The organism is Iodidimonas sp. MBR-22 (genome assembly GCF_029946565.1).
GTDB classification, from domain to species: domain Bacteria; phylum Pseudomonadota; class Alphaproteobacteria; order Sphingomonadales; family Rhodothalassiaceae; genus Iodidimonas; species Iodidimonas nitroreducens.
Genome location: NZ_JARKVQ010000019.1, coordinates 1 through 16,161, shown reverse-complemented (window position 1 = coordinate 16,161; position 16,161 = coordinate 1). Strand labels below are relative to the sequence as shown.

Sequence of the window (16,161 nt, the reverse complement as noted above, 5' to 3'; positions counted from 1 at the left end):
ATTCGCTTACAAAATCTGAATTGTCCTCATAGAGAGGCCCTTCATCGCGAACCGGCGAAGAAATAGCGCTTAAAAGGCAAGCTGGCGGCCCCGATGGCGCAGGCATCCCCCGGACTTTCCGCCAGCACAAGCTGCGGCATGGGGCGCGGCTCGGCGCGCCTGCGGTGATCGTGAATTTCGATATGGGGGATCATCATACGCGCCAGCTCGCGCGGGATTCGCCCACCCAGAACAATCACTTCGGGATCAAGGATCGCCGATAAAGCCGAGGCGATCATCGACAGGCTATCGCGGGTGCGCGACAACCATTCATCCACGCCGGGCCAGGATGGATCAAAGCGGCGCACCATATCCGATAAGCCATCGACCGCCACCCCCTTGCGGCTAATCATCTGCCGCAAAAGTTCCAGATTGGGATGAGGATAGATCAGGCTGGGCAGGATCAGGCCGATTTCACCGGCATTGCCATTGGTGCCGCGCATCAGATGATGATCGACGATAATGCCGCCGCCAATCCCCGCCGCGATATATAAATAGGCGAAAGATCCATAACTGCGCCCCACCCCCACAAGGCTTTCGCCGATGGCGGCTGCATTGCCATCATTTTCAACCCAAACCGGCAGCCCGAATTGCGCCATCAGAATATCGTCGATATCGACCAGCGCCCAATCATCGAGCTGACGCGGTGTGTTGTATCGCGCACGCCCACCCAGATTATAGCCGGAAATCCCTACCCCCATCCCAAACAGGCAGCGGGGATCGATAGGACGGCGGGCGCGAATGGTTTCAAACATGCGCGAAAGCTGCGCCAGAACCGCCTGCCGCGACATTGACGGCATATCGCAGTGTTCTTCTTCCAAAACAGCCCCGGAAAAATCCATCAAAACCACGGAAAGCGCATCAGTCATCATGGCAATGCCAAAACTATAAGCAAATTCCGGCACTACATGCATCATCACCGCAGGCTGACCGCGCCGCCCCTGCGCCTGCCGCTCGCCATCGCGCAGGATGCCTGCATCGGTCAATCCCTTGACCAAACGCGAAACGGTTTGCTGGGCAAATCCCGATTGCAACACGATATCGGCCTGCGACAGCCCATCATGACGCAAGATCAGATCGAGAATGACCTTTTCACGTTGCGAAATGGACGAAATGCCATTGTCCGCGAAAAATGGCGGCAATGCTGGCATTTCCTGACTGATGCGCATGTCTCTCGCCTTTCTTTTCAATGATAGCCCAAGCATCTTTTCTTATCCGTTTCAACCCGATCATGCGAGCTTTTGCCCCCTATGCAAGCCTTCAGGCAAGACATCAATATTTTGCATGAATTTAATTAACTCAAAATTATACCCATAATGGGTTGATTGTATGTTTCAGCTATGCCATAAAGATCACAACAAAGCGCGGGCAATGAAGATGCCGATAGACAGAAGCGCAAAATTTCGGATCGGGGAGCGACAGGATCGACGCCCTTAAAGTCGGACCACAGGATCATCTGAGAGCTATCTTCACCCTTCTCTCATGATCGCCGCATCTGAAGATTCAGGAATTTTTGCCGGACTTTTGTCACCCTATCCGCGCCTTGCCCATGGGTGGCGGCGGCAAGGCTGCCTCACCATTCGCCGAGCACATCAACCGCCCCATATGTCTCGCTAAGAAAAGACTGGGAACGGATCAATTGGGAGGACGACATGACATCCAAGCTGAATAGATATCTGCAATCCTGCGCTATCCTTGCATTTTTAGCAGCAAGCCCCACCGCCACCCTCGCCCAGCAAAGCGCCGACACTGATCGTGCAGCGGAAGATGAAGCGAGCAATGAACCGCGCCGCACCGCTGCGTTGGAAGAAATCGTTATCACCGGCACCAGCCGGGCGCGCAGCGGATTGAACACGCCCTTGTCGCTCACCAACCTCGATGAAAAGGGTATTCGTCGTTATTCGGCCAGCAGTCAGGCCGATATTTTACGCTCTATCCCCACCATCAAGGCCGAAGGCGGCGGCGGTGAAGTTGCCGCCAATGTCTTTATCAAGGGCTTGCCATCAGGCGGTCAGTTCCAGTTCACGCCTTTGCAATATGATGGCGTGCCGGTGTTCAGTTCCTTTGGCCTCAACAGTTCGGCCTTCGATGTTTATTACCGCAATGACCTTGGGATCGAACGCCTTGAATTCGTGCGGGGTGGGGTTTCAAACCTGTTTGGTGCGGGCTCTGTGGCCGGGCTGATCAACTATATCTCGAAAACCGGCAGCGCAGAATCGGAAAGCACGGTTCAACTCGAATGGGCGGATGAAGGCCGTTTTCGTGGCGATTTTGCAACCTCCGGGCCGCTTGGCGGGAAAGACTCAAACACATTTTATGCCCTGTCCGGCTTTTATCGCTATGATGAAGGTCCGCTGAAATCCGGCCTTCCCACGGAAGGTTTTCAACTGCGCGGCAATATCAAACGCGAATTTGAAGACAAGTCCGGCTCCTTCACGATTTACGGCCAATGGATTGATGACAGCGTGCAGTTCTTCCTGCCGTTTCCGCTGACCGGCGACGACAGAAAGCGCCCCACCGGCAATGACGGCAAGATCATCAACACAGTGCAAACCGACGCGGCGGCAAATCTCAATTTTCAAACGCCCGATGGTGTGTTTGAAACCGGAATCCGCGATGGGGCAAGCACCGAAGGCGGCTCAGTCACCATCGCCTTTGAAAAGGATCTCGATAATGGCTGGGGCCTCAATGCCCGCACCAAATATGCCCGCTATTCCCATGAGTTCAATCTGTTCCTTGATGGCGACGGGATCGTCAATCTGCCGGAAACCCTTTCGGGCTTTCTGGATGCGCGCGGGCTGGGAAGCCTTGCCAATGCCAGCTTCACCAACGAGAAAAGCGGACAGGCGCTGGCCCCCGACAGCCTGCTTTTTGCCAATCGCATCCTAGATCGCAACCGCCCGGCAGAAGATTTCACGGCGGAATTGAATATCACCAAAACGCTTTTCACTGGTGCCATCGATCACTCAATCACTTTGGGCGGATTTTTTGCCCGCGCCGAAGCCGATGATGAAAATATCACCACCACATTCCTTGCCGAATTCAATGATCGGCCTGATCTTGTTAATCTGATCATTCAGGATGAAAACGGCAATGATATCACCGTTTCACGCAATGGCCTGCTCAATGCCGGTGCCGGCTTCGTCAATAACCGGCATACCGCTACCCGCTTTGCCGGTTATATCGCCGATCAGATGGAAATGGATCGCTGGGTCTTTGATCTCGGCTTGCGGGTTGAAAAAATTCTCGGCGATATCAGCCGCGAAGGATCGCAATCCTTCCAGATCAATGACGACCCAAGCCTCGCCCCCGATCTGCAATCCGTGATTTTCGGCAATGGCGATTTCACTATTGGCGAGGTGGATACCAGCGAATGGGCCCTGGCCCTTGGGGTTTTGTATAAGCTGACCGATAGCATCAGCCTTTATGCCAATGGCGCACGCGGCTTTTTCTTTCCTGAAATCCGCAGTGTCAGCTTCAATAGCCTTGGCGAACCGCAAACCTTTAAAGCTGAAATCATCAAACAGGCGGAAGCCGGGGTGAAATATAATGGCCCGCGCTTTTCTGGTACTCTTGCCGGGTTTTATTCCGAATTGGATGATCGCCGTTCCGTGGATTTCGTCAATGACGGTCAGGGCGGTGTTGCCGAAGTCACATCGATCCAATCGACGCGATCCTATGGGATTGAAGCCACCGGCAGCTTTTATCTGACCGATGCCCTGCGGCTCGATGGCAATATCACCTTACAGGATCACAAATTCACCGATTTCGACAGCAATGCGCAATTCATCGGCAATGAACTGCGTCGTCAGCCCAATCTGCTGTTCAATACCGGGGTGATCTATGATGACGACCGCTTTGATTTTGCCTTCTTCCAGACCTTTGTTGGAAATAATTTCGCCAATGATTCCAATACGGTGCGCTTAGGCTCGCATAATATTGCCCGGCTCGATACCGGCTATACTTTCAGCGTGAAAGGCACGCAAACCGCACGCATCGGCTTTAGCGTCTTCAATCTGTTTGATAGCGATGGCGTAACGGAGGGGTCGCCGCGTCAGGGTGTGGGGCAAAGCGAGGGCGAAGCGTTCTTCGTTGGACGGCCGATCCTGCCGCGCCGCTACAGCGTCCGTCTCACCTATGATTTCTAGACTTTATTAAACGGATAACAGAAGCAACCTCCCCTTGCCTCTGTAACTGGCCGGCATCATGCACACACCGGATGCCGGCCATTTTCCCCCATAGATGATGTCACCAATAAAGGGCCCTAGGCAGGCATGATGCACATACCCTCAAAAGACACACAAATCATTGATGACAGCGCCCGCGCGATCCTGAAAACCAATGACCGGGGCGGTTATACGGTCCCCAATGGCCGGGTCTATCCCTTTCAATGGAATTGGGATTCGGCTTTTGTAGCTTTGGGTTTTTCTGATTTTGACCGCGACCGCGCCTGGCTTGAAATTGAAACGCTGTTTGCAGCGCAATGGGATGATGGCTTCCTGCCGCATATCGTTTTCTGGCAAGATGATAGCGGCTATTTCCCCGGCGCATCGGTTTGGGATGCCCATGAAAACCCCGCAACATCAGGGATCACCCAGCCACCCATTGCTGCATCGATGATCCGCTGGCTGTGGGATTCCGGCCCCAAATCTGAGCGGGAAACAAAGCGCATGGCCGCACTTTATCCAAAAGTTTTGAAATGGCACCGCTGGTTCGCCCGCTATCGCGATCCCGAAGGCCGTGGGCTGGTGGTTGCCACCCATCCATGGGAAACGGGGCGCGACAATTCCCCGGAATGGGATCAACCTGCATCGCGCGTGGATATTTCCAGGATCGGCCCCTATGAACGCCGCGATACCAGCCATCTCGAACCCCATGTGCGGCCGACAAAGCTCGATTATGACCGCTATCTGGCCATCGTGCAATTTGGCCGGGAGCACGGCTGGGATCATGATATCATCGCCCGCACAGGACCCTTTCGGGTGGCAGATGTGGGGATGACAATGATCCTGCTGCGGGCCAATCGCGATCTTCTGGCACTGGCCGAAGCTTTGGGCCGCCGCCAGGATAGTGCTGAAATAAAAGCATGGATCGAAAAATCCCGGGCCGGGATCGATTGGCTGTGGAATGATGAAACAGGGGCCTTCTGCTCGCGGGATCTGATCGATGGGCGTTCCTCGGCGATGATCACAAGCGCCTCTTTTCTCTCATTTTATGCAGGTGTTGGCACTGAAAAACAAAGACAAAGCCTGATTGCACATCTCGAACGGATCGAACGCAAAATACACTGGATGCTGCCAAGTCTTGACCCCGATCATGAGGCCTTTGACCCCATGCGCTATTGGCGCGGGCCATGCTGGGCAGTGGTCACCTTTCTGGTCGCCCGGGGGCTTTTGGATGAAGGGGAAAGCGCATGGGCCGAACGCCTGCGCCATGATACAGCGGCACTGATCCGCGATACCGGCTTTTATGAAGCCTTTTGCCCGATCAGCGGACGCGGCACAGGGGGCGATCAATTTTCCTGGACGGCTGCCATGTGGCTTTTCTGGGCGGGCAAAGCATGAACAGCATCGATTACAGCATCATTGCCATTTATCTGGTGGGTCTGCTGTTTTTGGGCTATCTCTTCCGCCAACAGGGCAGCCGGGGCGATTATTTCCTCGGCGGTCGCAGCCTTGGCTGGTTTCCGCTGGCCTTATCGACCATGGCAACCCAATTATCCGCCATCAGCTTCATTTCAGCGCCTGCTTTTGTCGGCATCCGCGATGGCGGCGGCATGATCTGGCTGTCTTATGAACTGGCTGTGCCGCTTGCCATGATTTTTCTGATGTGGACGATCATGCCCCGGCTTTATGCTTCGGGTCATGTCAGTATCTATGAATTTCTGGAAGATCGTTTCGATCATGTCACGCGCTTTTTGATCAGCATCGTTTTTCAGATCAGCCGCGCTTTCGGCACGGGAATCAGCATCTATGCCATCGCCCTCATTCTTGAAAGCATGATGGGTCTGCCCTTTTGGGGGGCGGTGCTGATGATCGGGGTGATCACCGCACTTTATTCCCTGCAGGGGGGGATGAAGGCCGTTGTGTATGCCGATGCCATTCAGATGGGCATCATCTTTCTGGGGATTTTTCTCTGCGCTGCCTTTGCGCTTCACCATCTTGGCGGGCTGAGCGCGGTGGGCGAACAGCTCGATCCCGCGCGGTTTGAGGCCGTATCCTTTGCACGCTTAGGCCTCCATGGTGACGAATTCGGCTTTCTGCCTATGTTGTTTGGCGGCCTGGTGCTTTATGCCTCTTATTATGGCTGCGATCAAACACAGGCGCAGCGCATCCTATCGGCAAAAGACGCCCGCACCATGCGCCAAACCCTGCTCGCCAATGGGCTGTTACGCTTCCCCATGGTTTTGCTCTATTGTGTGATGGGGCTTTTGATCGGCGCTCTTGTGCTGCTGTCACCCGATCTTCCGGCATCCGAAATTGCCGCCACCCCCGATACCATGATCCCGCGCTTCATCCTCACCTATTTGCCCCATGGGCTGATCGGGCTTTTGGTTGTCGCCATCCTGTCATCGGCCATGTCCTCGCTCAGTTCGGTCATCAATTCCTTATCGGCGGTGACCACGGAAGACATCGCACTGCTGCGCGGCGATAGCCTGAGCGAGCGGCATTATGTGCTGCTATCGCGGATTTCGGCGATGCTCTGGGCCCTGGTGATTTTGGGCTTTTCCTTTTTCGGTGGGGCCATCGCCGATACCGTGATCGAAGCGATCAACAAGGTTGGCTCTTTGTTTTACGGCCCCATCCTTGCCACCTTCTTGCTGGCGATCATGCTGCGCGATATCAGCGCCCGGGGGGCCAATTGGGGCTTGATGGCCGGTGTGGGGAGCAATCTGTATCTTTGGCTGTTCGTTCCTCAGCTTTTCTGGTTCTGGTGGAATGTCACCGGCCTTCTCATAACGCTTGGCGTTGCCATTGGCGTCAGTCTGATCATTGATCAACGCCGACCCGCTTTCGCAGGCTTTGCCCGGGCGAGCCATAAGGGGCCAACACTGATCGCGCCCTGGCGTGAAACCATCATCCTGCTGATCGCCTTTGGCGTTATCCTTGGGGTTATTATCGGCTTTGAAAGCCTGTGGACGGCCCTGACATTTTCCCCTGAAGCAACTGCTGCGAAGGCCTTATAACCATGCAGCCCAAGAGCCCGCAAAATCCCATGAGCCCGCGCCCCCTGCTTGAGCATCTGTTTAAAAGCGCCGTGGCCTCGGTTGCCGCACATCACTGCCTGCCGCAGCATTTGCCCAAAAGCCCTGCCATCGGGCGAACACTGGTACTTGGCGCGGGTAAGGCGGCTGCCGCCATGGCGCACATCGTTTCCCAAACTGTGCCGGGACGGGTGGAAGGGTTGGTTGTTACCCGCTATGGCCATGGTGTCGGAGAAAAAATCCCCGGCATTCCCGTGATCGAAGCAGCCCATCCGGTGCCCGATGAGATGAGCATGAAAGCCGCGCGCGATATGCTGGCGCTGGCATCAAGCGCCGGGCCGGTTGATCGGCTGATCTTTCTGGCATCCGGCGGCGGATCTTCGGTGCTGTCACTCCCCATGCCGGGGCTGGATTTCGAAAAAAAGCGTGCCCTGATGCGCCATCTGGTGCTGTGTGGCGCCCCCATTTCCGACATCAATATCGTGCGCAAGCATGTCTCTGCCATCAAGGGTGGGCGTTTGCTGGAGGCTGCCCGCCATGTCGGCGAAGCCCTGACTTTAGTGATATCCGATGTTCCGGGCGACGATCCTGCCCTTGTTGCCTCTGGCCCCACGATCCCCGATCCAAGCCGAGCCGCAGAGGCGCGCGCGATCATCGAACGCTGGGGCGCGCCGGATATTGAGGAAATCCTCGATCTTCTGGGCCGGGCAGAGGCGGAAACCCCGAAATCCGACCCCTGCCCGCATCGCATTATCATGGCTGCCCGGGCTGCCGATTGCCTGTCTGCCGCCCGCAAAAGCGCCCGCACCATGGGGTTTGATGTGATTGATCTGGGGGATCGGCTGGAAGGCGTGTCCGCTGAACTCGGTCAGGATCATGCGCGGCTGGCCTTGAAACTGCAAGATCTGAAGACCCCCACGCTTATTCTTTCCGGGGGCGAAACAACCGTTCAATTCAATCAATCCAGCGGTGGCGGCGCGGGCGGGCCCAATCTGGAATATCTGCTGGGGATGATGCTGGAACTCAAAGGCGCGCCGGGCATTTACGCCCTCGCCTGCGATAGCGATGGCATCGATGGCAAGGGGGATCATGCCGGGGGGTTCATCAACCCCCAAAGCCTTGAGCGGGCGATGGCCCTTGGTCTCGATCCTGCCGAAAGCCTGAGACAGCATGACAGCTACCCGCTTTTCAAAGCTTTAGGTGATCTGATCATAACCGGGCCAACCCGCACCAATGTGAATGATTTTCGGGCCATTCTCGTCAATCCCCATAGCGCCAGGCACGACCCTTTTGAAAAGAGGTGAACGCATGAGCGAAACCCATGACGATGAAGCAAAAAAGGCCATCAGCGATGGCTATCATATCGGGGAAAGCGCAGAACGCCCCTGGGGCCGCTGGACCGTTCTGGATGTGGGGGCAAGCTTTGCGGTCAAGCGGATCGAAGTATCCCCGGGGGAAATGCTGTCAAAACAACGCCACCAATACCGCGCCGAACACTGGCTGATTGCAAGCGGGGAAGCCGATATCTGGCTCAATGATCAACAAATTCGGCTCGGCACCGGCCAATCGGTGGATATTCCCGTGGGAATGATCCATCGCATCGGCAATCCCGGAACCACCGCGTTGATCTTCATCGAAGTGCAGTTGGGCGACCGCCTGATGGAAAGCGACATCGAGCGCCTGGCCGATCATTATGGCCGCTAGAGTGATTTCGAGCGGAGTGGGATCACGACGCGGCAAGGAAATCGCCGTCAAACAGATATTGAGAGCCTCCTCTGATCCACTTTGATCGGAAAATGCTGCTAGTGGTTTGTTTCTAACATTTGAGTCCGCTCGAAGGAAGGGACGGACAATGAAACGAACGCGATACAGGAAAGAACAGATTATAGGCATTCTGACCGAGCATTGGTCGGGCGCGATGAAGGAACTGCTTTCAAAAAAAGCTAGGGCCCGCTGTAAAGCCCGAAACTGTTGCGCCGCGCACACCGCAAGGCTGTGGAAAGCCGGGCATGATTGTCAGCGACAACGGCACCGAACTGACCAGTCATGCGATCTCAAGCTTTGCCTCGGAACGCAAGATCGAATGGCATTATATCGCGCCAGGAAAGCCTATGCAGAACGGTTTTGTCGAAAGTTTCAACGGGCGCATGCGCGATGAGCTTTTGAACGAGACCCTGTTCCGGAACATGACGCACGCCCGTGTCGTGATCCGGGCCTGGACCGCCGATTTCAATGAAACACGCCCGCATTCGGCGCTGGGCTATCAGACATCAAAGGAATTCGCCAAACACCTCTCCACCGCAACCGACACCCGCGCCACTTAGCGTATCAACCCAAAAGGCTCTGGCCCCAAATGGATAAAAATTCAGGATAATACCTCGAAATTGCGAATTCCTCTTGATATTCTCGCAACCTATCTTGCCGCGGAGCTGGTGCTTCGATAACATAATCTATTAGTAGTCCCTCAATCCGCTCGCGGCAATAATGCTCGTTCTGGTATCGCAGCGGTCTGCAGAGGCCTGCGATCAGATGGGGTTTCAAGGGGGGGCACGTGCAAATTACCGAATGGCTCGGACATGGGCTAATCTATTTTTTCACGGAAATTCCGCTTATCGGCGATGCGATGGCTGCGTTTCTCGCAATCGTGCTGATCGGAACCGCCTTTGTGATCGCGTATCACTATAAGCGAAAATACCACTCTCCACTTGCGTCTGCGATCAAAGCCCGTATTCGGATGCTGGATGAAATAACCGATGGCGGCACCGCGGATGTTGATGAAGTACGACTCAAATTCGCGCGCCGCTTCAATGACATCGATGCGCAAATGATGGAGGCGGACACCTTCGTGGCGCGGCCCCTTCGCAGAACGTGGGAAGAATATCGCGAGACTATCGTCGATCCGTCGGCCGAGGTTCTTCAAAACTCTGCCCGTCCGGAACACTTCTTCATCAGCCTCGGCGATCGTCAACGCGGACTGAATTGGTTTGCGAACATCTTTATCGCCATTGGATTGCTGATCACCTTCCTTGGCATTATCGCCGCGCTCTCCACCCTCGATTTCAGCGGCGATACTGCCGCAATGCAGGGCAAGCTCAACAGCCTCATGAAAGTCGCCGGAGCCAAATTCTGGGCGTCCGTAGGCGGCATCTTGGCCTCTATCATCTTACGGTCTTTCGATTATCGGTTTGGTAAGCGGATCAATGATGGCCTTTCCATGCTGTGCGACAAGCTCGAGCATGGCATGGCCTATCTTCCGCCCCAGCGGATTGCCAGCGATCAGCTCGCGCAGCTCAAGGAGCAGACCCCGGCGCTCCGTACTTTCTCCGAGCAGCTAGCTGCAGCGCTTGATGGTGCGCTTGAAAAACAAATGGCGCCGATGATCACGCATCTGGGATCGATTCAGCAGGGAATTGACAAGATCAGCGGTGGTGGCGGCGAGGCAGTTCGTGACGCGATCGCTTCCGGCGCCGGCGCAGAGATGGCCGGGCTGGCGGACGCTATTGGCGTGATGACCGCTTCCATGGCCGTAATGTCGGAGCGCCTTGAGAAGCAGACCGGGGAGGCCGACCGCCAGATCGAGGAGGCGATCAAACGCTTTGGCCAGGCATCCGAAGAGATGCGCTCTGCCTTCGGGGAACTCAATCGCAATTTTGGTGTCGTGGCCGATCGCATGCGTGAAGAAAACGAACAGGCAAGTGAATTGGCGCGGGCCAGGATGGATGAATTGCTGAGCAATCTCGGCAACACACTTGATGACATGAAGTCGGGCCTTGCGTCGGCGGCAAGCCAGATGGGCGAAGCTTCGGCGCGGGCAGCGAATGATGCAGCACGTATCGGACAGGAGGCAATGGAGAAGTCGTTCTCTGAATTTGTCGAGAGATTCAATCAGATTGGAGCCCCCCTGGTCGGCAGCATGAAAGATGCTGGCAGCGCTATATCGACATCCGCTGATCGCCTTTCAAGTGCGCAGAGCGCGATTGGTGATCATACGCGGGCAATCGAGCAGGTGGCAGCTCGCTCCAACGATCTCGCCACAGCTTTCCGAACTGTCGCTCATGATGCCGAAGCTGCGACTGTGCCTGTCCGCCAGTCGGCGGTTTCGATCGCCGAAGCGGTCAAATCAGTGGAATTGATCATTTCGAGAAATGCAGATTCGTCGGAGAACGCCCGCGATGAAATGCGCCAGATGGCTACGGCTCTCAATGACACTGCCTCGTCTGCTTCGTCTGCTTGGTCGGAATATCGTGCCCGTTTCGAAAATGTGGACCGTGCGCTCGGAGAGGCCATCGACAAAATCTCCGATGCTGCCGGAAACCATGCTTCGAACCTCAACGAACGGGTTGGCCAGATCGACCGGGCTCTGGGAGATGGCGTGGCACAGCTGGCCGGTGCTCTCGAACCGCTGACCACCCTGCGTGACACCGTTGAAGAGCTGGCAGAGATACTGGCCCGTCAGAATCAGGAAGCCGCTGAATAATGGAAGGTTCCGTTCGTCGAAGAGCGCCCGAGGAAGGCGAGAGCTATTTCATGTCCATGACCGACATGATGGTGGGTCTTCTGCTCATCTTCATCATCCTGTTAGCCTATTTTGCCCTCAATCTGCAGTCGAAAACCGAAGCGCTGACCGGCGCGAACAGAACCCGCGCTGAAATCCTCAACGACTTGCAGCAGTCGCTTAAAGACAGGGGGCTCCGAGTGGAAATCGATACGAAAAGCGGAGTTCTGCGGCTCCCTGACGATGTCCTGTTCGGCAAGGGTCAGTGGGAACTGACCGACAAGGGGCAAGCCGCTATCAGCAAGGTTGCCAACGCTATGCTTGCCGTCCTGCCTTGCTACACCGCATCTGACTTATGCAAGGGCGAACGATCACCCCACTTGATCGATGCCGTCTTTGTCGAGGGACACACGGATTCCGACGTCATGTCAGGCGGTATGAACAATTATGGGCTTTCGGTACGCCGAACTGAAATCATTTTTGCAAGGAGTAGCGAATAGAGGCATTGGCGGGCTGCCACGTTTTCAGCTTAACCGGGTCTTGCGCGGCGCTTGGTGTTGCTCTGAATTCGATGACTTGGGCGAAGCAGCTCTGATGCGCGCCGACAGCGAACATCGACGCAGTTCTGACCAGGCTATAATCAATGGATATCTCACGTACTTTCCGACCGAGCGCCCAGTCATGCCGAAGCTTGCTGAAGCTGCTTCCCGCGCTGCCGGTCGACATAACTGGGTCTGGCGTGAGCGCGGCTCCCGATGGGACCTGTTTTTGCCTCAAGTCGGTCCAGTCAAGGTGGCGCGCGATTTTGTCGACTGTGATGCAGAGCGGATATCCCCTCTGATGCGCGAAACCGGGCTGGGTTCGAATTTGGCTGCGAGCGGCTTTGGTCAGACAGTCTTTTCCGAGACCTGTAGAGTGACTGCTGAGCTTCAGCCCGACGAGGCAGTCAGTGCGCAGCGCAACATATTGCGAATGTTCGATAGCGAGGCTCAGGCAGGACAATTGGAGCTTGTTGTCCGCGCATTGCTCGAACCATGGATCAGGACCAAACCGGAATCTGAACATCGAAAGGCAATCTCGGAGCTGTTACTCGATCAGGTTGGTGACCCACGTCTTCAACGAACACGCTGGGACAGGATCTTCCGTTCTCTTGCAGAATCGATTGGCGAGGAGCGCGCGCGCGAAGTCACTCAGGTTTTCAAGCGCTGGCTTACTGAAGTCGCCATGCGCGAGTTTTTTCGCGCGATCGCTAAAACAACGGATAGACTGGATCAGTGGGCCCAGCGCGAAAAATTCTGGTTGGCCTATCTCGACGAAGGTCTGGTCTCAGACGCCTGGCCTGCATTAGGGAGCCGGGCACGTAACAATATTGCGGATATCATCCGACAGAGCGGCGAACGACCAGAATATGGCATAATCCGGGGAGGTCCTTCGTCGTCCTCTTCTATCATCATGCAGATAGGTGATCTTCGGATTTCTGAGTGGAGCGACAACGGATCATGCCGGTTCTGGAGCGACAGCGACCCCGGAGCCCCGGAACTTTACGCCAAGACTTACGAAGGCGGAAAGTTGCGCACCACCACCGGCCGTGCGGACTTCGAATATAAAAAGCACATTCCCGGAAGTCCGGACTGGGAAGGCAAGTTTGCCGGACTTATCCATCGTCGTACTTCAATCGCTCACCCCCATTACGGACGGGGCCGAGGGCGCAGTAGGAATGGCCAATGGTGACCACCAAGTTTATCGCCACACAGCACGAGAGCGGCGGAGAGACCATTGCACTGCTGCGCGAGCAGTCAGGCCGTCTGTTCCGCCGGACGTCTGGGGAAATGGTTCCAGTTGTGGAATGGCCCCGGGTTGCGCCTGAAGCTGGTCAGGCTGCGCTTGCACTCGCCCGGGCTCTTGACGATGAGAACCGCATTAACGAGTTAGCGGAAGGCATCGTCCTCCCGCCAAAAATCGTGGCGCGGCTTGATGAGGCCGATGCCTTTGCGATCGGGCTCCCGCCAACCACGCCGTTGACGCTGCAGCTTAACTCAGGTGGATCGCTCGCTGATGGAACAATCAGGGTCGATATAAAATGGGTTCGCCGTGGCGGGCTATCGGTTCGGGCCGATATCGCCGGCGCTCGCGTGCGCGAGGGTGGAAAGGTCGGAAGAATTCCCGAACCGATCTTCTCGGTCTTCCAGGCAGCGCTCGCAGTCAATAAAGCTGCTGACTCTGATGAACGGCGGGCGGCCTTCGCCGAGCTTCGCTCGATCCTCGGCGATGAGATTGGAGCAGGGATCGAGATCGATGGTTTTCTCGAGCGTATTCGGATCGCCTATGCGGCAAATTTCTCGCTGAACGCCAAGACCGATCACGGGCGCTTTGATTTTGATCCGGTTCTCTTCTCGAGAAACGTGCGTGAGAGCGCTGACGGAGACTTGGTCGATGAAGAAGACGCATCGCTCCTGACACCGCAGGACAACCGGCATTTCCAGCGCCGGTTCAAGGAACAGGAAGGCGGACGACGAAGCTATCTGCTCTCAGACGGTACCCTGCTTTTTCTTGACCCGCTTCTGGGCAAGGCCCTCGACATCGTGCGGGCAAAACAAACTGGTACGTCCCAGGAAAAGCGTGATTTCCTGCGTGCGCCGCAGCGTGTGCTGCGCGAAGTGCTGAAGCTTGATGCAACAGGTGACGATGAGGCAGCCGACCGTCTGTTCATCGAAACACAGCAATTCTCCGAGCGGGTCAGCGGTATTGAGGTCTGGCAAAAGCCCGTCCTTCCATGGATAAAGCCCAAGCCAAACAGCTGGCTTCCAGAAGGGTTTGGATTGCGGATTGGCGATCCGCCAGATGCGCGTCATGTCGAGCTGGCTCCGGGCGAAGCCGAAACGCTCGCAGGAGAAGTCGAGACAGCCATTGCGAAAGGTAAAGAATCCATCGCCTGGCGTGACGAGAGCATCCCCGCTACTCCCGCAACACTGCAGGCTGCACGCGCAATTGCTGACTTTGAACATCAGGTCACTGCAGAGACCCAAAAACAGCCTTCTGAAAGAAGCGACCGCGAGACCGTTGATATTTTCTTCCTTCAGGTCGGCGAGAATTTCGAACAACTCAACTACGCCCGGCTGCCTCGCCCAGAAACCAGCGCTGAGCCGTTTGACGCGCCGGAACTTCCCGAAGGCCTGAAGTCTGAGCCGAAGCCCCACCAGATTGAGGCGTTTGCCTGGCTCACCGAGGCATGGCAGCGGCGGTTGCCCGGCGTTCTGCTCGCCGACGACATGGGCCTCGGCAAAACGTTTCAGGCCCTGATGTTTCTGCTGTGGCTGCGCCGGAGCTCTCCGCACCTGAAGCCCGTTCTGATCGTCGCTCCCACTGGTTTGCTGCGAAACTGGCAAGCCGAGCTGGTCCAACACATCGAAGCTGATCTCATGGGGCCAGTGGTAGAAGCATTTGGTACGAACCTGCGCGACTTTCGCCTCGAAACCGGGAGCGATATTCGTGGAGGAACTTCGCGTCTGGACGTATCCCAATGGGAAGAGGCAGGCATCATTCTAACGACCTACGAGACGATGCGCGATTATCACATGAGCTTTGCCCGCATTCCATTCGCGGCCATCGTTTACGACGAAATCCAGAAACTCAAGAACCCGGCCAGCCAAATGACGCGAGCGGCCAAGGCGCTCAATGGGCGTCTCCAGATCGCCATGACGGGGACTCCGGTCGAGAACAGATTGCAAGATCTCTGGTCAATCGTCGATACGGTGTATCCGGGGTTTCTCGGCTCAAGCCGGGAATTTGAAAACAGCTTTCCCGCTCATAATCTTGAGCGCTTGGGCGATCTTCAGCAACGCCTGATTGAGCGCGACAAGAACCTGCCACCTTTCATGCTGCGCCGCATGAAGGATGATATCCTAACCGGCCTGCCGGAGAAGAGGGCTCGGAAATACCCTGTCGAGATGCCGCTGGCACAAGCACAGGCCTACGACCTTGTGCTCGCCAGAGCACGGGCGCTCAGAGAAAGCGGCGAACAGGGCGCGATGCTTAAAGTACTTCATATGCTCCGCGGTACGTCGCTCCATCCGGCACCGCCGCGCGGAATAACCGATATCAATGGCTATATTGAGCAGTCTGCGCGCTTAAAGAAGACCTTCGAGATTCTCGAGGAGATCGAACAGCGTGGCGAAAAGGCCCTCCTGTTTTGCGAAGACCTCGAAATGCAGGCCTTCCTTGCCATGGCCATTCAGGATCGTTTCTCCCTTGGACGTCGGCCCATGTGCATCAACGGGAAGATTGCCGGCCACAAACGACAGGACATGGTGACGGCTTTCCAGACTTCGCAGGCGCCTTTCGATGTTTGAGATGCCCCTAGATTTATAGACGCTTTGCTTGGTAACTATGGAACCAAGGAGAAGCACAGATGTCATCGCAAAAT

10 protein-coding genes and 1 pseudogene are annotated in these 16,161 nt (G+C 56.0%); 10 read left to right on the top strand and 1 reads right to left on the bottom strand.

Annotation, left to right across the window (positions count from 1 at the left end; translation table 11 throughout):
• Positions 1 to 41 precede the first annotated feature (41 nt).
• Entirely contained in the window at positions 42 to 1,208 is a 1,167-nt protein-coding gene (locus QK300_RS12215; RefSeq protein WP_281302036.1) for an ROK family transcriptional regulator, read from the bottom strand.
• Between the two features lie 483 nt (positions 1,209 to 1,691).
• Here QK300_RS12215 and QK300_RS12210 point away from each other — a divergent pair, with 483 nt between their 5' ends.
• The 10 genes and pseudogenes from QK300_RS12210 to QK300_RS12165 all read left to right on the top strand — a co-directional run bounded on the left by QK300_RS12210 (position 1,692) and on the right by QK300_RS12165 (position 16,087).
• On the top strand, positions 1,692 to 4,187 hold the full coding sequence (locus tag QK300_RS12210) for a TonB-dependent receptor (protein WP_281302037.1): 2,496 nt from the start codon (positions 1,692 to 1,694) through the stop codon (positions 4,185 to 4,187).
• 126 nt (positions 4,188 to 4,313) lie between these two features.
• A complete protein-coding gene (locus tag QK300_RS12205; RefSeq protein WP_281302038.1) occupies positions 4,314 to 5,603 on the top strand; it encodes a trehalase family glycosidase in 1,290 nt (429 codons plus the stop codon).
• Complete coding sequence (locus QK300_RS12200) at positions 5,600 to 7,225, top strand: sodium/solute symporter (RefSeq protein WP_281302039.1); 1,626 nt, start codon at positions 5,600 to 5,602, stop codon at positions 7,223 to 7,225. The genes QK300_RS12205 and QK300_RS12200 overlap by 4 nt, the downstream gene beginning before the upstream one ends.
• 2 nt (positions 7,226 to 7,227) lie before the next feature.
• Positions 7,228 to 8,547 carry a glycerate kinase gene (locus QK300_RS12195; protein ID WP_281302317.1) on the top strand — a complete coding sequence of 440 codons (1,320 nt, stop codon included), beginning with the start codon at positions 7,228 to 7,230 and terminating at the stop codon, positions 8,545 to 8,547.
• Between the two features lie 4 nt (positions 8,548 to 8,551).
• Positions 8,552 to 8,947 (top strand): phosphomannose isomerase type II C-terminal cupin domain, encoded by a 396-nt coding sequence (locus QK300_RS12190; protein ID WP_281302041.1) that lies wholly within the window; start codon positions 8,552 to 8,554, stop codon positions 8,945 to 8,947.
• A 293-nt stretch (positions 8,948 to 9,240) separates the two neighbouring features.
• A pseudogene (locus QK300_RS12185) lies at positions 9,241 to 9,567 on the top strand (transposase family protein); the annotation flags it as partial.
• A 227-nt stretch (positions 9,568 to 9,794) separates the two neighbouring features.
• The gene (zorA, locus tag QK300_RS12180; protein ID WP_281302042.1) at positions 9,795 to 11,720 is read left to right on the top strand and encodes an anti-phage ZorAB system protein ZorA; all 1,926 of its coding nucleotides are present in this window, start codon (positions 9,795 to 9,797) and stop codon (positions 11,718 to 11,720) included.
• 50 nt (positions 11,721 to 11,770) lie between these two features.
• On the top strand, positions 11,771 to 12,238 hold the full coding sequence (locus QK300_RS12175; RefSeq protein WP_281302043.1) for a hypothetical protein: 468 nt from the start codon (positions 11,771 to 11,773) through the stop codon (positions 12,236 to 12,238).
• A 94-nt stretch (positions 12,239 to 12,332) separates the two neighbouring features.
• A complete protein-coding gene (locus tag QK300_RS12170) occupies positions 12,333 to 13,469 on the top strand; it encodes an EH signature domain-containing protein (RefSeq protein ID WP_281302044.1) in 1,137 nt (378 codons plus the stop codon).
• The gene (locus QK300_RS12165) at positions 13,463 to 16,087 is read left to right on the top strand and encodes a DEAD/DEAH box helicase (protein WP_281302045.1); all 2,625 of its coding nucleotides are present in this window, start codon (positions 13,463 to 13,465) and stop codon (positions 16,085 to 16,087) included. Before QK300_RS12170 ends, QK300_RS12165 begins: the two co-directional genes overlap by 7 nt.
• The last annotated feature ends 74 nt before the right edge of the window (positions 16,088 to 16,161 follow it).